Source organism: Streptomyces sp. enrichment culture (genome assembly GCF_964272855.1).
In the GTDB taxonomy this organism is placed as follows: Bacteria; Actinomycetota; Actinomycetes; order Streptomycetales; family Streptomycetaceae; genus Streptomyces.
Genome location: NZ_OZ186847.1, coordinates 8,884,892 through 8,901,727, shown reverse-complemented (window position 1 = coordinate 8,901,727; position 16,836 = coordinate 8,884,892). Strand labels below are relative to the sequence as shown.

The 16,836-nt window shown below is 69.3% G+C and carries 20 protein-coding genes and 5 pseudogenes; 19 read left to right on the top strand and 6 right to left on the bottom strand.

Annotation, left to right across the window (positions count from 1 at the left end):
* Positions 1-4: 4 nt before the first annotated feature.
* The 3 genes from ACSU6L_RS40080 (at position 5) to ACSU6L_RS40070 (ending at position 2,651) form a co-directional block, all read left to right on the top strand.
* On the top strand, positions 5-364 hold the full coding sequence (locus tag ACSU6L_RS40080) for a CATRA system-associated protein (protein ID WP_437064559.1): 360 nt from the start codon (positions 5-7) through the stop codon (positions 362-364).
* Positions 357-1,862 carry a CATRA conflict system CASPASE/TPR repeat-associated protein gene (locus ACSU6L_RS40075; protein WP_437064558.1) on the top strand — a complete coding sequence of 502 codons (1,506 nt, stop codon included), beginning with the start codon at positions 357-359 and terminating at the stop codon, positions 1,860-1,862. Before ACSU6L_RS40080 ends, ACSU6L_RS40075 begins: the two co-directional genes overlap by 8 nt.
* A 402-nt stretch (positions 1,863-2,264) precedes the next feature.
* A complete protein-coding gene (locus ACSU6L_RS40070; RefSeq protein WP_437065263.1) occupies positions 2,265-2,651 on the top strand; it encodes a hypothetical protein in 387 nt (128 codons plus the stop codon).
* Here ACSU6L_RS40070 and ACSU6L_RS40065 read toward each other — a convergent pair.
* Both ACSU6L_RS40065 and ACSU6L_RS40060 read right to left on the bottom strand, forming a co-directional pair.
* Positions 2,652-2,855: pseudogene (locus ACSU6L_RS40065) on the bottom strand (Tn3 family transposase); the annotation flags it as partial. It abuts the gene before it with no gap.
* 186 nt (positions 2,856-3,041) lie between these two features.
* Positions 3,042-3,260: pseudogene (locus tag ACSU6L_RS40060) on the bottom strand (Ku protein); the annotation flags it as partial.
* A 322-nt stretch (positions 3,261-3,582) separates the two neighbouring features.
* Here ACSU6L_RS40060 and ACSU6L_RS40055 point away from each other — a divergent pair.
* Positions 3,583-3,999 (top strand): hypothetical protein, encoded by a 417-nt coding sequence (locus tag ACSU6L_RS40055; RefSeq protein WP_437064557.1) that lies wholly within the window; start codon positions 3,583-3,585, stop codon positions 3,997-3,999.
* A 310-nt stretch (positions 4,000-4,309) separates the two neighbouring features.
* Here the strand turns inward: ACSU6L_RS40055 and ACSU6L_RS40050 are convergent, their stop codons facing one another.
* On the bottom strand, positions 4,310-6,376 hold the full coding sequence (locus tag ACSU6L_RS40050; protein WP_437064555.1) for an NACHT domain-containing protein: 2,067 nt from the start codon (positions 6,374-6,376) through the stop codon (positions 4,310-4,312).
* Between the two features lie 179 nt (positions 6,377-6,555).
* On the opposite strand from ACSU6L_RS40050, the gene ACSU6L_RS40045 reads away from it, so the two are divergent.
* From ACSU6L_RS40045 to ACSU6L_RS40035, 3 genes and pseudogenes are all read left to right on the top strand, one after another.
* Positions 6,556-6,786 (top strand): hypothetical protein, encoded by a 231-nt coding sequence (locus ACSU6L_RS40045; RefSeq protein WP_437064554.1) that lies wholly within the window; start codon positions 6,556-6,558, stop codon positions 6,784-6,786.
* Positions 6,783-7,115 (top strand): hypothetical protein, encoded by a 333-nt coding sequence (locus ACSU6L_RS40040; protein WP_437064553.1) that lies wholly within the window; start codon positions 6,783-6,785, stop codon positions 7,113-7,115. The genes ACSU6L_RS40045 and ACSU6L_RS40040 overlap by 4 nt, the downstream gene beginning before the upstream one ends.
* A pseudogene (locus ACSU6L_RS40035) lies at positions 7,073-7,222 on the top strand (ATP-binding protein); the annotation flags it as partial. The gene ACSU6L_RS40040 and the pseudogene ACSU6L_RS40035, both read left to right, overlap by 43 nt.
* A 38-nt stretch (positions 7,223-7,260) precedes the next feature.
* Here the strand turns inward: ACSU6L_RS40035 and ACSU6L_RS40030 are convergent.
* Positions 7,261-7,695 carry a chromate resistance protein ChrB domain-containing protein gene (locus ACSU6L_RS40030; protein WP_437064552.1) on the bottom strand — a complete coding sequence of 145 codons (435 nt, stop codon included), beginning with the start codon at positions 7,693-7,695 and terminating at the stop codon, positions 7,261-7,263.
* Positions 7,692-8,210 carry a Chromate resistance protein ChrB gene (locus ACSU6L_RS40025; RefSeq protein ID WP_437064551.1) on the bottom strand — a complete coding sequence of 173 codons (519 nt, stop codon included), beginning with the start codon at positions 8,208-8,210 and terminating at the stop codon, positions 7,692-7,694. The genes ACSU6L_RS40030 and ACSU6L_RS40025 overlap by 4 nt, the downstream gene beginning before the upstream one ends.
* Before the next feature lie 179 nt (positions 8,211-8,389).
* Here ACSU6L_RS40025 and chrA point away from each other — a divergent pair, with 179 nt between their 5' ends.
* The 11 genes and pseudogenes from chrA (at position 8,390) to ACSU6L_RS39970 (ending at position 16,123) form a co-directional block, all read left to right on the top strand.
* The gene (gene chrA, locus ACSU6L_RS40020; protein WP_437064550.1) at positions 8,390-9,811 is read left to right on the top strand and encodes a chromate efflux transporter; all 1,422 of its coding nucleotides are present in this window, start codon (positions 8,390-8,392) and stop codon (positions 9,809-9,811) included.
* 223 nt (positions 9,812-10,034) lie between these two features.
* Positions 10,035-10,841, top strand: a pseudogene (locus ACSU6L_RS40015) (AAA family ATPase); the annotation flags it as partial.
* On the top strand, positions 10,838-11,038 hold the full coding sequence (locus tag ACSU6L_RS40010; RefSeq protein ID WP_437064549.1) for a hypothetical protein: 201 nt from the start codon (positions 10,838-10,840) through the stop codon (positions 11,036-11,038). The pseudogene ACSU6L_RS40015 and the gene ACSU6L_RS40010, both read left to right, overlap by 4 nt.
* 111 nt (positions 11,039-11,149) lie before the next feature.
* Positions 11,150-11,452, top strand: coding sequence for a hypothetical protein (locus ACSU6L_RS40005; RefSeq protein WP_437064548.1), 303 nt, complete (start codon positions 11,150-11,152; stop codon positions 11,450-11,452).
* Between the two features lie 89 nt (positions 11,453-11,541).
* Positions 11,542-12,219, top strand: coding sequence for a GGDEF domain-containing protein (locus ACSU6L_RS40000; protein WP_437064547.1), 678 nt, complete (start codon positions 11,542-11,544; stop codon positions 12,217-12,219).
* Positions 12,216-12,659: a hypothetical protein gene (locus tag ACSU6L_RS39995; RefSeq protein WP_437064546.1), complete on the top strand. Its 444-nt coding sequence runs from the start codon at positions 12,216-12,218 to the stop codon at positions 12,657-12,659. The genes ACSU6L_RS40000 and ACSU6L_RS39995 overlap by 4 nt, the downstream gene beginning before the upstream one ends.
* Positions 12,660-12,947: 288 nt before the next feature.
* A complete protein-coding gene (locus ACSU6L_RS39990; RefSeq protein ID WP_437064545.1) occupies positions 12,948-13,148 on the top strand; it encodes a hypothetical protein in 201 nt (66 codons plus the stop codon).
* Positions 13,149-13,151: 3 nt separating this feature from the next.
* Positions 13,152-13,628: a hypothetical protein gene (locus ACSU6L_RS39985; protein ID WP_437064544.1), complete on the top strand. Its 477-nt coding sequence runs from the start codon at positions 13,152-13,154 to the stop codon at positions 13,626-13,628.
* Positions 13,629-13,902: 274 nt separating this feature from the next.
* Positions 13,903-14,274 carry a hypothetical protein gene (locus tag ACSU6L_RS39980; RefSeq protein WP_437064543.1) on the top strand — a complete coding sequence of 124 codons (372 nt, stop codon included), beginning with the start codon at positions 13,903-13,905 and terminating at the stop codon, positions 14,272-14,274.
* Between the two features lie 321 nt (positions 14,275-14,595).
* Positions 14,596-14,757: a hypothetical protein gene (locus ACSU6L_RS39975; protein WP_437064542.1), complete on the top strand. Its 162-nt coding sequence runs from the start codon at positions 14,596-14,598 to the stop codon at positions 14,755-14,757.
* A gap of 536 nt (positions 14,758-15,293) precedes the next feature.
* A pseudogene (locus ACSU6L_RS39970) lies at positions 15,294-16,123 on the top strand (IS5 family transposase).
* Here ACSU6L_RS39970 and ACSU6L_RS39965 read toward each other — a convergent pair.
* Positions 16,089-16,370, bottom strand: coding sequence for an ArsR/SmtB family transcription factor (locus ACSU6L_RS39965; RefSeq protein ID WP_437064541.1), 282 nt, complete (start codon positions 16,368-16,370; stop codon positions 16,089-16,091). The pseudogene ACSU6L_RS39970 and the gene ACSU6L_RS39965 overlap by 35 nt on opposite strands.
* A 192-nt stretch (positions 16,371-16,562) precedes the next feature.
* Here ACSU6L_RS39965 and ACSU6L_RS39960 point away from each other — a divergent pair, with 192 nt between their 5' ends.
* Positions 16,563-16,829 (top strand): hypothetical protein, encoded by a 267-nt coding sequence (locus tag ACSU6L_RS39960; protein ID WP_437064540.1) that lies wholly within the window; start codon positions 16,563-16,565, stop codon positions 16,827-16,829.
* Positions 16,830-16,836: the final 7 nt, after the last annotated feature.

Sequence of the window (16,836 nt, the reverse complement as noted above, 5' to 3'; positions counted from 1 at the left end):
TACCGTGGACCTTCTCAACACCAGCGAAAGGCTGACCACTGTGGATGGCCACTGGCTTGACCGACAGATGCTGGCGGAAGTCGCGCACTGGCGGGTCGGCGCACCCACGTGGGAGCAGATCGAGCAACTGCTGACCCGGATCGCCGCGAGCCTGGACGAAGGCGACCTGGCGGGGCTGAGCCGGGACATGACCAACCTCGCGCTGCTCGGGCCGTCGCGCGTCAGTACACCGATCAACCCTGATATCGGCGTCAGCGATCAGACGCGAACTGTGCCCGACCACGTCGCCGAGCTCGTCAACACTCTCGTCGACCGGCTCACCCCCGACCAGTCCGCCACGCCGACGCCGCAGCCCGGTGACTGACACACCGGCTCAGCCCGCGCTGCTGACACATCTGTGGTACGCCGTGGACGACGTGATCCGGTCAGGGACGTCCGCGGCGGCGCTGTCACAAGCGTGGGCAGCGGTGCCCGCGCTCGGAATGGACCAGCCCGTGCCGGGACTGCCGGGCGAGTTGCAACCACCCTCGCCGCAGCTCTTCCCCGAGCGGCTGATCGTGCTCGGCGCCCAGGCCGCGGCAGGGGCGGGCATCGAGCAGGTGATCGTGGTGCAGACCCATGACGTGATCATGGTTAGCGTCATGCTCGCACCCCGCCCGGACAGATCCTGGGCCGATCTGGCCAGACGCTGGGAGACAGCCGCGGGCTCGGCGATCGCGGCGGCCGCGTTGGGCTCGGCCACCCTATTCATCGGCCAGACCACACACGATTTGAGCTCCCTCGAGTCGGTCGCCGCCGCCGCGCGCAGCTACTGTCCGCTGCTGCCGTCCGTCGCGAACGGGCCGTGGGACGAACAGGCGACACGCCTCCACGATGGCATCTGTCTGTGGGAGCTTCCGCTGGACGCCGGCGACACAACGGCGGCGCACCGCCGACTGCTGGCTCTGTCGCCGGCCGCCGCAGAGGCCAGCCTGGACCGGTGGCTGTGGAGTGGCCCAGGCCCCGGCTTGGTGCCGTTCACCCGCTACCTGCTGCACGCCTGCAAGTTGCGTTACGAACACGCGGTGCTCGTCCGTGACCTCTCCCAGCTGCGATCCTTGGCAGCCCGGGCGGACGCCCTGTGCACCTCACTGACCACAGACCTGGAGCTCGGCACAGTGCCACCCGAGCGTCTGCGCGACACCGTCCGTGCCCTGACCGGCCTGCAAGCCAGTGGCAGCGGGCTGATGGTCGCCACCAGCAGGCTGCAGGTTCTGGACGCCGCCGTACGCACCGCGCAGCAGAACATGGCACGAGCGATGGACGCGGCGCCGGTTCCCGCGTCGCCGGCCCTTTGCAACGATCAGCAGCTGATCGACTGGACGCTGCAGCAGGCCGATCTCGAGCGTACCTACCTTCAGGCGACAGCCGACCGTGTCAGCCACGTCGTCGCGCTCGCCGAGGCTGCCGTCAACGACATCCGGCGCGAAAGGCAGGAGGCCCTGACGCTACTGCAGACCTCGCTGCTAGGCAGCCTCGTTACGGCATTAGCCGCGACACAAAGCTTGCAGTACAAACCGCCGCTGGACGCTAGCCTCTACCCGCCGGTGATCGCATTACTGACGGCGGTAGCGCTGTGGCTGCCGGCCGCGGTGCTGTACTGGCCGCCGGGTTCCCGTGCTTCCGCTCGCTGGCGTGCCATGGACAGCCTGACCTCCGGGCTGGTTGGCGGCAGCCTGGCGTGGGTGGTTGCCGAGATGTCGGCACAGCCGTCGGCCGGGCTCTCGGCCGCAGTTGCGCTGCTCGCCGGAGCGACGGTCGCGGGGATGACCTGGGTACTCGCCGCCAGGCGTACCAGGCGGCTGCGGCAGGCGGATGCATGATCTGGACACGGCGTGCGCAGGCCTTGTCCCCGCGGCCAGAGTGTTCTGCTTCGTTGGGGCGCGTCCCTGCTCGACGGCAAGGTCGGCCTCGGGACTGGTAGGCCCGCATGTTCAGGTGTCACGTATTCGCGAGCAATCCGATGGGTGGTCACAATGCGTGATGACATCATCGCCGCCGACAAGGACACGGTCCGGTCGGTGATGCGGGGCCTCCAGCAGTTGTGGGCCACCTCCGGCATCACCCGGGTGTAGCGCGTGCCCGGCGAGGCCGGGGTCAGGGCCCGGGTGTTACGCCGACGTACGCCACCTCCCGATCGGGGCGCTTGAGGAGTCACCCGGCGGGTCCGGCGTACCGGGTGGGCCCCCGCGTGACGGCCCGCGGCGGCTGGCTACGCTGCCCCCATGGGTTACGCATTCACGTTCGAGCAGCCGACTCCTGACGGCTCGTTCGGCCTGAACAACTGGCAGATGGGCTTCGTACGGGAAGCCATGCGCGAAGCCGGCGCGGCGGCCGGACAGGGCCTCGGACAGGCGTTGCGGGCGCCGGGGCTGGAGCCGACCGACCGGACGGTGGCCATGGACAAGTTCCTCTCGAACTCCAACTGGCACGTCAGCGCGGCGGAGGCCGAATTCATCGCCGCACGCCTGCGCCTGGCCATCAGCGAGCACGTGGTCTCCGACCTGCTGTCCTTCTTCGACGACGCACCGAATGAAGCCGCCCAGTGGGTGAGCGACTTCGCCGACTTCAACGAGCGGTCGGTCGCCCACGACGGCTACCGGGTGAGGTAGCCGGCGCGCCTGGTGGATGGTGCCGTGCTTGCCGTGGCACACGTCCCGGGCCAGCTTGTGGCGGGACTCCTGCCCGGTGAGCTGCCGATTCATCTGCCGCCGGTAGGTGTCGTCCACCGGGTCGACCACCCGCAGCAGGTGCTCGGTCTAGGCGATCCGCCTGTACTCCGCGAACGCCGCCCCGAGCGGGGTCGGGCGGCCGTCGATGATGAGCGCAACACCGTGCGCACCCGGGCCCGGTAGCGGGCCTCGTTCGCCGCCTCCGCCGCCAGCGCCTTCAGCGTGGACTGTCTCCATGTAGCCCGGATATAGCGACCCCACACCTGAACCGGCGATGATCGCTACGGTGCCCGTGTCGGGCCAGCAGCTAGCCGTTGTATCGAGGGTCCGCCTTGTGGGCAACGGCAGACAGGCCAAGTCGTCCTCCGTGAGCGGCACCGTGCGCCCGTCCGCCAAGGTGAAGCTCCTGCCGACCTGCGCATACGGAATTTCCCGGTTCTCGGCCTTGCAGAAGCGGCGGTGCTCGACGCGACTGCCGTCTGCGACATGGATTTCGTGAAGGCGCACAGGATGCTCCTCCGTGGCCGCGTACAGCTTGACCGGCAGCACGACCAACCCGAACTGGATCGTCCCAGACCAGATTGCCTTCACACATCCCGGGTCATCCGCCAGCAGACAGCGCGCATCCCGGTCGCGCCCTCACACTGACCGTGACTTTGTCACCGTGCGGCGGACGACGATGGCGGGATGTATACAGGCGGTCCCCACGACCGACACCCCCGCCCCACGCGACCACACCGGCCCGTTGACCGAACGTGTCACCGACGAGCGGTTCGAGCGGCGCTGCGCATGGTGATCAGCTCGGTGGTCTTCCGCTCCCCCGGCCAGGACCTGACCACCGCCGACACCTACACCGAGATGACCTCCCGCCTTGCCGATCCAGTTCTCCTCGACCTCGTGGCCCGGTCGTCCGCAGCCGCGTCAAACACTGACCACTGCGGCGATCTCACAAAGATGCCACGGGGCGACCGAACGCCGACTGCCGTCCGGCCCGCAGGTCTTCGCGGCCGACCTCCTCGCCGGCGACACCGACGCTCTCGACTGCCTGGCCGGCCGGGCCGAGCTTCCGTCCCGCCCCAAGGACTGGGCTGACTACCCCAACAGCCTCGGCCGCCGAGCCCGCGTCGCGTACTTCGGCCAGACCGGACCTGGTGACATTCCGGCCGCCGACTACGACCGCTTGCTGCACGAGCTGGCCGGCCAGACCCCGAACACAAGCGATAGCACGATCACCGGAGCTCAGCCCGGCCACGCCGACGGCAACGTGCACCCGCCGCACAAGCGCTGACCTGCTGGTCGCTCCGCCTGGCCAACTCGCCCGGCGCCTGCGCGGCATCGGACTTCCCACCGAAACCGGACGATGCGCGACCCTGCTCGACCTCTGCACACAGATGCCCGCAGCCGTTCTTCAACGTCTGCTTGAGATCAGCCCATCGGCTGCCGAACGCTGGTCGGCCGGGGCTGTTAGGACCGCCTACGCAGCCGAGGTGGCCGGTAGATCATGACCCTATCCCGGGGCGCAGCCGACCGACTACGCCCCGCCTCCGGCCGGCGAGGCTGTCGGCGAACACGTCTGGGTTGTTAAGCAGCACCAGGTACTACCGGCGGGGGTGAGTGGCGAGCCAGTCCTGGAACTCTCGGTGGCGGAAATGGTATGCCACACCCGAGATCCGCAACAGACCCGCTCCGTAGGCCCAGTGGAGGAAGGTACCAAGCCGCCAGGGCAGTCGGCCTCGGGAACAGCAGAGAAAGACCAAGTAGCGGCGGGCGGACCCGGCAACGATATACAGCCCGATTGTGATTCCCATCGTGAGCCCGAACACGAGCCCGAACGCGAAATCCACCACACGCCCAGCCGTGAGCCCGAACGTGAGTCCAGTCGTGAGCCCGAACGCGAGCCCAGTTGTGAGTCCGAACACGAGATCATCCCGTACCGGATAGCGAGGATCTGTAGGTGCAAGATCGCTGGCCAGGCGCTCTGTGAGTCCGAACGTGATCCCCATCGTGAGCCCGAATGCGATCCCGAACGCGATCCCGGCCGCGAGCCCGAACGTGGGACCGATTGTGAGCCCGAACGCGAGCCCGAAGGAAAGCCCGCCCGCCAGGCCGCCCGCGAGCCCGAACGCGAGATTCTTGGCCAGCTGGCGAAGGTGAGAAGGGCTCCGGAGCCGGTGGAGCTGGGCTATTCGAGGAATTGGGACGGCAGCACGGCTGGCCGCCCAGACGGCCACGACCCAGGGGAGCGCCATCACAGTGAGGGCGAGTAGATCGGTGTCCGAGAAGCCGATGTGGACCTCGGTCAGGTACAGGGCCGTGAAGGCGAAAGAAAAAAGGACCGCGGCGAGGAGAGTGGCGAGGAGGGCATCGGTGGTGCGGACGCGGCGGTGGCCGGACATGGGCCAGAGCTGATGCAGGACGATGTCGGTGGCCGGTGCGATGCCTGCGGGGCTGGCGGTAGCGAGGTGGGTGGCGAGCATGGCGAGCCAGCGTTGGATCTGATCGGGCCGGTAGCGGTAGGCGTGGGCGGGGTGTTGGCTGGTGGCGGCGGGCAGATACAGGGCTAGGAGGTGGTCATTGACCGCGCTAGGGGAGGCCAGGGTGAGCAGGTGGTCGGGGTGGCGGAGGTAGGTGAGAGTGTCGGGATGACGTTCTTCATAGGCGGTGGCGGCCAAGTTGAGCCGCCAGGGCGTACAAAGGGCGCGGGCCAGGGTGCCGTCCGGGGCGGCGGTCAGGGTGTCGAGGACGGTGCTCCAGCGGGCCGGGTTGGTACTGCGGGCGGTGAGGTACGCGGTGGCCTGTTCGGGGGTGACGGGGGTGAGCTCGATACGGCTGGCCTCGCGCATCCGCACATCCAGGGCAGCCAACTCGGCATACTGGGTGGTGCGGCAGGTTAGGACGATGGGGGCGTTGCCGGCGGGGTTCTGGTAGGCGTTGAGTTGCTCCAGGGCACGGGGGGCGCGGCGGCGTGCGGGTGAGGTGGTGGGGGTGTCCATCTCGTCCAGGCCGTCCAGGACCGGCAGGATTCGGTGCTCCTGAACCAGTCGCCGTGCATCCGCGAGGCTTAGGCCGCGGTCCCGAAAGTGGGCGTGGACCTGGTCGGCTAGCCAGTCGGGCAACGAGCGGTTGGTGTCCCAGCCAGCTAGGGAGAGGCGGACCGGGACCGGGGCGGCCTGGTTCCGATCGGGGTGGGTGAGCAGTCCGAGGATGAGTTCTAGGGCGAGGAGGGTCTTGCCGGCGCCGGGTGCGCCAGTTATGACCAGGCGGGCCGGCTGCAGCCGCTGGTAGTAGGCGACGATGTCGGTGATGCTGCCCTGGCGGGCAGACCCGGTGGCATTGTTGGCAGGTTCGGCCCGATGGATGAAGGTCAGGTTGATGCGGTGGACGCCGGGGCCGATTAGCTGAGCGCGCTGCCGGGTCTCCGCGGCGGCCACAGCCTTGGCCAGGGTCTGGGCCTTCGTGTCGGTGTCCGCCGCCGCCTCGACGCGGTCGGCTTGGTAGGCCACCCAGGCCAGGTAGGCGCCGGGCAGGGTGGGCACCAAAGTGACAGCGGTGGCGGCCAGGCGTGCCACTTCAAACTGTTTGGACAGCCACAGTGCCAGTGCCGCAGCGGTCGCTTGCAGGACGAGATAGATGACAGCGACCCGGCGTGTGCGTGATGCCCCCATGTGGTACATCTTCCCGTTTCGGCCTCAGCCGGGGGCGGGATCACCTGAGTTGGCACCGGGCTCTGCCCGGCGATGCTACAGGGGGGCCGACTGTCATGAGCTCTGTGCCGCAAGCTTCGACGGCACCCGGGTATGGGCATAACCCCAGACCACATCAGGCCAGGGCAGGAGGCTGGCATGTGATCAGTCTGCCGTGTTCACTGACAACGCCTGCAGCTCTATTCCGCACCGACGAATATCCGAACCTGACGATACTGCTGGGGAGGATCGCCACCAAGACCGGCAAGGGCGGCTTCTACAAGCTCACCGACTTCGGCATCAACGGCGCCTTGCACCTCGACTCCGCCTGGCACCACGGCTGGGAAACGGTCGCGGCCCTGGTCGCCACCACCAAGGCCACGGCCCGGTGACCGGCCGCCAGCAGGTTCACGACGGCCTGAACGCCGACGACGTCGACGCTCGCGAGCTCGCCGCGATCCCGCGCGAGCTCCAGGAGGACATCGACGACCCCGGCGGCCTCTGCCCAATGCTCGCGCAGCTGCTCAGCACCGCAGCGCGTCGGGCGGAGCAGATCGAGCCGGACCGTGACGGCGACGCCTCCTACTCCCTGCACGAGGCCGCCGCCCTGATCACCGACAACGCCGGGCAGCGCCTGAACTGGGCTGCCCGCTCCCTCGACCCGCAAGGAGACGTCCAATGGCCTCAGCGCTGTACCCGGACCTGCCGGAGAACAGGCTGATCGTGCTGATCGGTGCCTCCGGCGCGGGCAAGTCCACGCTGGCCCGCACCTGGCCGGCCTCCCAGATCCTCTCGCTCGATGGCCTGCGAGGCGTGGTCAGTGACGACTTCTCTGTCAAGTTCAGCGTGTTGAGCCCGAGGAGGTGTCAGGCAGGTTCACGGCCCAGGAGGGTGGAGCGCCGGTAGAACTCGTACAGGCCGTCGAAGACGGGCTTGGTGACGGTCATGGTGTGCTCGTCGTCGCCGATCATGGACAGGCCGCGCAGGACGACGTCGAGGCCGGGGGCTTCGGGGGCGTCGAAGCGTTCGTCGTCGAGGTCGGCTTCGTGGATGATCTCCGCGATGCGCTGCAGGGCCGGGTCGTCGGTGAGGTCGTAGCGGCAGAGGATGGTTTCGAAGCTGCAGTCGCCGTGGTGGTGGCCGAGGTCGGCGCCGCGCATGTCGAACGCCGTGGCGTCGTCGGGGACCTGCACGGGGTCGGTGACGAAGACGAAGGTGGCGTCAGGGTCGATGAAGCGGCGGATCAGCCAGGCGCAGGCGGCGCGGTCGATGTGGATGCCGGCGCGGGTAGCCCACTTCATGCGATCTCCTCGGTGGGGTTGTGGGTGCGATGCAGAGTGTTGACGGCGGTTTCGGCGGCGCGTCGTGCGGGTGGGGGGAAGTAGTCCCGGCGGTGTATGCGGCGTAGTTCGGCGCGGAGTTTGCGCAGGATGCGCTGGCGCTCTTCCTCGCTGAGGCTGCGTGCTTGCTCGGCTTGGTCGATGACCTGCTGATATTCGGCCGTGCGGGCGCCGGCCATGCTCTGGGCGAGCTGGCGTTCCTGCTCGGCGGTGCCGGGCTGGGCGATCCACACGGTGGCCGTGCCGCCGAAGTCGGTGATCTCTTCGGCGATCCAGTCGATGTGCTCGCGGGTGCGGGCGTCGGCGGGCAGGGCGATCAGGCCGTCGCTGAGCTGTGCGACGCCGAGCCGCTTGAGCTTGCGCCAGACGGTGATGCGCGGCGTGGAAGGCTCGCGGGGCAGCCGGTAGGACAGCAGAACCCACTGCCCGGGCCCGGGGGCGGGCGTCGAGGGCGGCAGACTTCCGGTTCCGGTCACCCGCGCACGCTCCGCCGGCCGTGGCCGCAGCTGGTCTTCTGCCCGGGGCACATCCTGGCTGTGGACAGCGGCTGCAACGAAGTTTTCATGTTCGGCGTCACCGGGCTCTCTTCCTCCATTCCTGAAGCGATGTAACCATGGTTGCACTTTGCTGCCTCTATGGACGGAGAACACTGCCGGTGACCGCCGCCGACCACCCTCAGCCGACCCCGACCAGTTCGGCGTCGCCCTCCACGCAGGCGGCCCCAACTGGTGACCTCGTCCCGTTCCGGCAGGCGGTGAAGGCCTGGTTCTCGATTTCCCTGCAGACCTTCGGGGGACCTGCCGGGCAGATCGCGGTGATGCAGCGTGCCCTGGTCGAAGAGAAGCGGTGGCTCGGACAGCAACGCTTCAATCACGCCCTGTCCTACTGCATGCTGCTGCCCGGCCCCGAAGCCCAACAGCTGGCTATTTACATCGGTTGGCTGCTCAACGGCACCCGGGGCGGCCTGGTGGCCGGCACCTTGTTCGTGCTGCCGGGCGTGGTGGCGCTGCTGGCCCTGTCCGCGATCTACGTCGCTTTCGGTTCCACGGCCGCGGTCACCGGCCTGTTCGCCGGGCTGGCGCCCGCAGTGGTCGCCATCGTCGCCCAGGCGGTGTGGCGGGTCGGCCACCGCTCGTTGACCCACCCGGCGCTGGTTGCCCTGGCGTTGGCCTCGTTCGCCGCGTTGGCCTTGTTCGCGGTGCCGTTTCCGCTGGTCATCGTCGCCGCGGCGCTGGTCGGCTGGCTCTTGGCGCGGGTTACTCCGCACCTGCTGAAGCCGGCGACCGCGCACGACGCGGGGGACGGGCCCACGCCGCTGATCCCGGACGACGCGCTGCACCACGAGGCTCCGGGCCGCGGCCGCACCGCGCGCATCCTGCTGGTCGGTCTCATGCTGTGGGCCGTGCCGGTCGCGGCCGTCGCCGTGCTAGCCGGCACGGGCAGCGTGTTCACCACGCAGGGCCTGTTCTTCTCCGGTACTGCCCTGGTCACCTTCGGCGGCGCCTACGCCGTCCTCGCCTACGTCGCCCAGCAGGCGGTTCAGCACTACGGCTGGCTCAGCGCGGGCGAGATGGCCCGCGGGCTGGCCCTGGCGGAGACCACGCCCGGGCCGCTGATCATGGTGGTGCAGTTCGTTGCGTTCCTCGGCGCTTACCGCGATCCCGGGAACCTCAATCCGTGGGCCGCGGCCCTGCTCGGTGCACTGCTGACCACCTGGGTCACCTTCGTGCCGTGCTTCTTGTTCATCTTCCTGGGCGCCCCGTACATCGAGCGGCTGCGCGGCAACCGCTCGATCTCCGCCGCCCTGACCGGCATCACCGCCGCCGTGGTCGGCGTCATCGCCAACCTAGGCGTGTACTTCGCCGAGCACACCCTGTTCACCAAGATCCACACCGTCACAGCGGGGCCGCTGCACCTTGCCCTGCCCGATCTGAGCAGCGTGCGTCCGGTCGCTGTCGGCATCGCCGCGGTGGCGATCCTGCTGATCTTCAAAGTGCGCTGGAGTGTCCTGCGCACCTTGGGTATCTGCGCCGCTCTCGGGCTGGTCTCCGCTGCGTTGGGGTTGCCTATGAGCTGAACCGTCCCGGTCCGGAGGGGCATGACGGGTCGGGCGGCACCGGGAAGGTGGCTATGGATGAATCCGAACTCGGTCCTCACGCTCAGCCAGGTCCTCCTCCCACCCGGCCAGAGCAGGCGCTTGGTCCCCTGCCACCCGGCGGTCCATCGGCACCCAGTACGTACGCCAACCCGGCACGCATCCACCCCTCCTCGATCACGCTGATCCAACAGGGAAGGCGACCCCGGCCGGGCAGGACGCCACGGCTGATGCCGCCGGCGTCCTCAAGCTGATCCTGGAGCGCCGGATGGCCCGGAAGCTCAACACGGTGATCGACGCCACCAATTGTGAGCAGTCCGTGCGGGTGGAGCTGGTGATGGCAGCCAAGCGGCACGGCATGCCGACCGTCGCGGTCGTCGTCGCCACGCCGCTGCCGGTCTGCCTGGAGGGTCAAGGCCCGCGGCCGGACAACCGGCGCGTGCCCGAGGACGTCGTCCGCTCCCAGCATCAAGCCATGGTCCACTCGCACCAGCGGCTGGCCGCCGAAGGCTTCAACACCATTGTCTTCGCCGACTCCCTGCACCGCCTGGAGCCGTTCCTGAAGCGGCTCTCGCAGGTCCGGGAGGCCGGCCTCGGGCGCGACGGCCGCGAGGGCCTGGGCGATCTGCTGCTGGTCCGCCGCTTCTTCGGCCCGGAGATCCTGCCGCTGTGGCGGTGGCGGCCGGGCTCGGACCTGGTGACCGGCCGGGACCGCGTCGCGGAGATCCGCCTCGGACAGCAGCACCTCACCCTGGCGTTCCGCGACGACGTCGACGGCGAGGGCGACTTCGGCTTCGACGTCCTGCTGCCCTGCCCCTTCGACCCGGAGTGCGCCGGGCAGGCGTGGGCGCCGGTCTACTCGGTCACCCACCTGCACAAGGCGCTGACCGGCGCCATGGACAACGACCCGGACATCATCTGCACCGTCCACGGCGACGGCGTCGACGACCAGGACGGCGACCCCGAGGGCGGCGCGGACCTTCAAGCGCAGTACGCGGACGCGGTCGCGTGAGCCGCGCCGCCGACGGCCCGCACCCGCATCCGCTCACCCCGGCCGAACTCCCGGCCGCAGATGAGTGGTGGCACGGCTGCCGGGACTGCCACCTGCCGATCCAGGGCGGGGCCGCCGGTCTCGCCGCGCACCGGCGCACCGTCCACACCAGCGCCGGTGATTCCCTGCGCCGGATCACGATCCACCTTGAGTTCTGACCGCCCTCATCGGGGTGACGGACGCTCCGTGCCGCCCCGGCCCCGTTCGACGGAGGCCGGGGCGGTCGCGCTGGTCCCTCACCACCGCGTACACGAGAGGAGCTGGACGTCATGCACCTGCAGATTTACGAGGTCGACGTCCCGATACACGACAGCACCAACCCCGACCGGCGCGGACTGCACGTCTTCACCGGCGTCGCCGACTCCCCCGCCGCGGCCCTGCGCCGCGCGCACGAGGTCTACGACGCCGCGCTCGCCGCGCACAAGGCCGGACTCGAGATCCCCGGCAAGCAGCCGGGCAGCTGGGGAGCGCGCGGGCTTCGGCCCGGCTGGCAGATGGAGTGGCCCGCCGCGAAGGTCGGCCTCTGGCACAACCCCGTCAGCTGGGCCAACCGCAGCGACTCCGCGCTGTAGATCCGCCCCGGGACAGCCGCTGTGCTTGGCGGCCTGACGGCTGCCCCGGGCCCACCCATCCCGTACGAGACGAGACGGAGAACCCAAGCATGTCGTCCCTCCTGAGCTTTCGGGGCCGGTTCGCCCAGCGCACCCTCTTACTGACGACCGCCGCCGTGCCGCTGACCGGCTGGGCAGTCCACGCGGTCGCCCTGCACAAGCGGCTTGCCGCCACCCGCCGCGACCCGCTGACCGGCCTGCTGCGCCGCGACTCCTACACCGTCCAGGCCCGCCGACTCCTGGCCCGCCACGGCGACGACACGGCTGTGGTCTTCATCGACCAGGACCACTTCAAGACCGTGAACGACACGATGGGACACCTGGCCGGAGACGCCGTCCTGGCTGCCACCGCCGCCCGGCTCACCGCGTGGGCGGGCCCGCGCGCCGCCATCGGAAGGCTCGGTGGCGATGAGTTTGCCGTCGTCCTGGCGCTGCCCGCTGCCCGCCTGGAGCAGCGCCTCGCGCAGCTGCTCCGCATGCTCCACACCCCGGTCGTCCTGGACGACGGCCGCACCGTACATGTCGCCGCCTCGGTCGGCGCCGCGACCCCGCAAGCGGTCGGCTCCCGCGACCTGACCGTGCTGCAGCGGGCCGCCGACGCGGCCCTGTATGACGGCAAGCACTCGGGCTACGCCGCTCTCGCCTCGCCTGCGCACACCACGGTGCCGTCCATCAATGGCCGCCGCGCCGGGCGCCCGGGAACGGCCGCGTGGAGGCGGGCAGCATGAGTATTACGGCCCTCCCGCAGGGCGACTGGATCCGCGGCATCAGCGTCCAGCAGCCGCACGCCACCTGCATCCTGACCGGCTCCAAGGGCGTCGAGAACCGCCCCAGGTCCTGGAGCTGGCGTGGCTGGATGCTCCTGCACGCGGGTCAGCGGATCGACCGGCCCGCCCTGCGTGTCCCGTTGATCGCCCGCACGATCCCCGGCCGGGAGCTGACCACTGGAGCCGTGATCGGCGTGGCCCGCCTGGTCGACTGCCACCAGGACCCCGAGGGATCCCCGCCCTGTACGCCGTGGGCGCAGGCCGGCGCGTGGCACCTGGTCCTCCGGGACGTCCAAGAGCTGCCGCTGCCGGTCCCTGCCGCCGGGCAGCTCGGGCCCTGGAAACCGACACCGGACCTGCTGGACCGCGTGTTCCAGCAATTGCCCGATTTCCGGCCGTGACCACCCGGCGCCGCCATCTGCGGGCGGTGCCCATTCCACCGGAGCAGCCCGTGGTGCCGGTCCAGCTCCTGAACTGGCGCTATGGGCTGCACGTCGGTCCGCCCGCGCCGTGCGTGCTGTGCGGCACCACCACCCCGCTGAGGTCCCACGCCAAGGAGCCCGTCCACAAGTCTGCGCGGAGCTCTGGAACGGACGGCACCCCGGCGAGACCCGGTTCGTCTCCGCCCCGCCCATGGGCGGCGGTACGACCGACCACGCCTGAACCCCTCACCTCCAGCTGAGGATCCCATGAGCCGCACTAATTGCGACGTCGACCACGCCCTCGCCTACCCCGAGCCACCGGCCTCCCCGCTATGGCACCGCCACGGCGCAAAGGCTCGCCCGCTCACGCCCGCCCAACAGCGACGCAGCCGCGAGCTGCTGGACATCGCCCAGCGCACCACCCGGCCCCGCTCCCCTCGCCCCACCAAGACCCTGGCGGAGAACTAGCTGATGGACACCAAGCACCTCACCGTCGACGGCTACGTCGACGCCCTCCCAACCCCCGGCCCGCGCGGTACCACCGACTTCGAGCTGATCGTCCGACCTACCGACGCGGACACCGTAAGCCCGGACGCCCCGGACACGGTTGTCGTCTGCTCGACCGGCGACCCCCGCATCACCGAACTGCTCCTGAACGGCATCCAGCTCGGCGACCTGGTGCGCGTCACCGGCATCCTGGTCCAGCCCGACGACCCCGCCACGCCCGCCCGGATCACCGTCGCTGCGCTGGAGATCCTGGCCGCTGCACCCATCCCGGTGCCTCACGAGCTGGTCTTCGACCGGTACGGGGCATACGTCGTCATCTTCGATGCCGACCGCGACTCCGTGCCCGTCTTCCTGGCGTCCGGCGAGTGGGTCGGCGAGGCGGCGAGCGCCGAGACCATCGGTCTCCTGATCGACGCCTACGAGAACGGCGGCCCCCGATGACGCCTGCCACTCCACCGTTCCGCACCGTCCTCGAACGGTTCCCCGCCGGCCACCCCTGCGGCTCGCCGCCCGGTGCCGAATACGCCGCCGCCCACCGGCGTTGACCTGCTGACTGGCCGGCAGCACCGCAAAGGGCGTCCGCAGCCATTCGGTCTGGTTGCGGGGCGCCGCCCCCGGTATGGCCGGTTCGGCGCTGGTGCGCGTCGCGCCCCTCAGGAAGGCTGCGGAGTTGCGTCAGGTCTACAGAGGCATGACAAGAATCGTAGGGGAGCTCATGAGGGAGAAGATCCGACGCGTCTTGGTGGTGGCCCTAGGGGCCGCGACGGCGATAGCGATGGCGGTCGGCCCCGCCCAGGCGAGTGCCGCCAGCCCCTGGGTCAATTGTCCGGACGGAGCCGTCTGCCTGTACCCCGAGGGCGAGGACCCCCCTCAGTATCCCAGCCACATGTTCTGGAGCTATGGCGCTCACAACCTGCAAGATCAGTACAACTGGCACTGGATCCTCAACAACCAGTACGGCGGCGCACGCGTCAAACTATGCAGCGGCCCCGACGGGACCGGCACCTGCAGTGACGGCATGGCGCCGCAGACTGGCTGGTGGGTCTACTTCACACCGGTCAACTCGGTCGTGCTCTACCTACCGTGATCCGGCGGGTCGCTCGTCCGTACGGGCGGCCTCGGGCAGCGCGCCCAGGCGATGCAGTACCTCTGCGGAGCACTCCCGTCGAGGCTAGGATCGCCGCGCCTGACCTTCCCGGCCGGGCGCGGCCTTTCGCTGTTCCCAGTGACCCGAAGATACCTTCGTGCGCCCGATGCGCCTGGCCTCCGTGCTGCTGCTTGCACCTGCGCACGCCGTCTCATCTAGCCCGCCAGTGTCCAGCTTGAGGATGTCGGTGACCGACTCCGCGTTCCGGTAGCCACCGCGCGACATGCTCGACCTGGTCGGGTCGGCCTCACCCCGCGTTTGGTGAAATCACGGGCCTGCGGCCAGGCCATTACCGATGTCATCAACCTCGCCAAGGCCAACTGCCTGCAGCGGAACTACCGGCTCGGGGCGCAGGAGAAGACCTTCCATCACATCGACCTCACACCAGCAGGCTCGGCTGCGCACGCAGCGACCTGCGGTTGACTCATGATGAGTACATCGTCGGGATGGCCACCCTTCGTACCCAGGCGACTACTTCGCGCACAACTCAACGGCTGCTCCGATCAAAGTGCGCGCCGTGTGCGGTGCGGGGCTCTCAACGCTGGGGCACGACAAGCTGCGATGGGCTCCAACTGCGGCCAGTCACTGCTGCTTGCTGCTGACGCTTTGCCCAGAGGGCCCTGGCTCTCAAGCAGCGATTGCCAAGCGGCAGGCCACCCCAGTCACGTGCGTACGGCGCGCAGTGCTCTGGTGATTACGCCGTAATCACCAGAGCACTGTGTCTGAGGCTCACCGGTCCTCCGGTCCGCATAGGGAAGGGCGCGCCAATTCATCCGAGCTGTCATGTGATGGTCCATACCTACGAGTCGCTTCGCCTCTTCTTGCCGTGCCGGCTGCGCATAGGGCCCCGGCTGACACTGATCCTGTGGAGCACAGGCCCCTCGCCGCATGTGCAGGCGCCACTTCGCCGAGCGCCTAGGTCGTGTCCGCAAAGTGGTTGGCGCGTTGGTCTGTTCGTGGTGCGTCGTCACGAGCTGACTGATCAGGCATGGGCGGTCATTGAGCCGTTGCTGGCTCCGTCGCGGATGGGCCGCCCGGCCCGCGACCGGCGGCAGGTCCTCAACGGCATCCTGTGGAAGCTGTCCACGGGGGCGGCCTGGCGGGACCTGCCCGAGCGTTACGGGCCGTGGAAGACGGTCTACGAACGCTTCCGCCGCTGGTCGGCCGACGGCACCTGGGACCGGCTGCTGGCCCACGTCCAGCAGCACTCGGATGCCGTCGGTGCCGTTGACTGGACGGTCGTGTGTGTCGACTCCACGACCGTGCGGGCTCACCAGCACGCGGCCGGGGCGCGAAAAGGGGGCTCTGGCCGGGTGAGGCGATCGGCCGGTCCCGCGGCGGGCTGACCACGAAGATCCACCTCGCCTGCGACGGCGAGGGCAGGCCACTGGCCTTCACCCTGACCGCCGGGAACGTCAACGACTGCACCCAGTTCGAAGCGGTGATGGCCCGCATCCGCATCGGGCGGTGCGGGCCCGGCTGTCCTCGCACCCGACCCACCCTGGTCGTCGCGGACAAGGGGTATTCGTCCACGAAGATCCGCTCCTACCTGCGCAGGCGCGGCATCAAAGCCGCCATTCCGGAGCGGATCGACCAGATCAACGGCCGCATCCGACGCGGAGAGAGCAGATGCCGGCTTGACCGGGCCGCCTACCGGCGCCGCAACACCGTCGAGCGCTGCTTCAACAAGCTGAAGCACAACAAAGCCCTGGCGACCCGCTACGACAAACGCGCCCGTCACTACCAAGCCCTGGTCACCATCGCGTGCCTGCGACTCTGGCTGCCGTGACATTGCGGACACGACCTAGGGCGTGGCCAAAGCGTTCGTCGGCGAGCTCGTAGCGGGTGCGCCGTCCGTCGGGCACGGCGACGACCACGCCGCAGTCTCGCAGGCAGGACGGGTGGTTCGACAGACAGGTCCGCGAGATGCCCAGGGCGTCGGCGAGATCGGCCGGATAGGCAGCCGCCTGCCTCAGGACAAGCAGGATCCGGCAGCGGATTGGATCGGCAAGCGCGCGGCTGAAACGGGCCAGCACCTCGGTGTCGGAGGCAACGGTCGGTTCGTGAGGACGGCCGCGGAGACCGGAACGCCGGACACCGCCACTGCGCTCAGCCGCCGACCGCAGGCCCGCAGCCGTAGAGGTCTCGGATAGAGAGATACCCGTGTTCGGCTCTTGCGGTGCTAGTGCCGCGTCAGGCAACGTTCGCCCTGCCTGTACGGTCAGGGCATGGATGCCAGCGGCCAGCCAACTCTTGATGAGATCGAAGATCGCTTCGTTGGGCTTGTGGCGGGTCGGTTGCCCAGGGACGAGGCCGATCGCTGGGCTGCGAGGTGGGTGATGGAGGACGGGATCGTCTGGGACGACCTCTCCTGGTGGGCGCTGAACCGCCTCTACGGAATCGATCTCCCCGCGAGCGAGAGCGGCGGCTACCTGCACGACGACGAACAGGTGCGGACATGGCTTGCTGAGCTGAGGAAGCGCCGAGCGATGTGAAGCGGCC

Excerpts from the sequence above, each read along its gene's own strand:
- ACSU6L_RS39980 (WP_437064543.1), top strand. The coding sequence starts at position 13,903 with ATGAGGGAGAAGATCCGACGCGTCTTGGTGGTGGCCCTAGGGGCCGCG.
- ACSU6L_RS39960 (WP_437064540.1), top strand. The coding sequence starts at position 16,563 with ATGGATGCCAGCGGCCAGCCAACTCTTGATGAGATCGAAGATCGCTTC.
- ACSU6L_RS40000 (WP_437064547.1), top strand. The coding sequence starts at position 11,542 with ATGTCGTCCCTCCTGAGCTTTCGGGGCCGGTTCGCCCAGCGCACCCTC.
- ACSU6L_RS40050 (WP_437064555.1), bottom strand. The coding sequence starts at position 6,376 with ATGGGGGCATCACGCACACGCCGGGTCGCTGTCATCTATCTCGTCCTG.
- ACSU6L_RS39995 (WP_437064546.1), top strand. The coding sequence starts at position 12,216 with ATGAGTATTACGGCCCTCCCGCAGGGCGACTGGATCCGCGGCATCAGC.
- ACSU6L_RS40005 (WP_437064548.1), top strand. The coding sequence starts at position 11,150 with ATGCACCTGCAGATTTACGAGGTCGACGTCCCGATACACGACAGCACC.
- ACSU6L_RS40030 (WP_437064552.1), bottom strand. The coding sequence starts at position 7,695 with ATGAAGTGGGCTACCCGCGCCGGCATCCACATCGACCGCGCCGCCTGC.
- ACSU6L_RS39990 (WP_437064545.1), top strand. The coding sequence starts at position 12,948 with ATGAGCCGCACTAATTGCGACGTCGACCACGCCCTCGCCTACCCCGAG.
- ACSU6L_RS39985 (WP_437064544.1), top strand. The coding sequence starts at position 13,152 with ATGGACACCAAGCACCTCACCGTCGACGGCTACGTCGACGCCCTCCCA.
- ACSU6L_RS40070 (WP_437065263.1), top strand. The coding sequence starts at position 2,265 with ATGGGTTACGCATTCACGTTCGAGCAGCCGACTCCTGACGGCTCGTTC.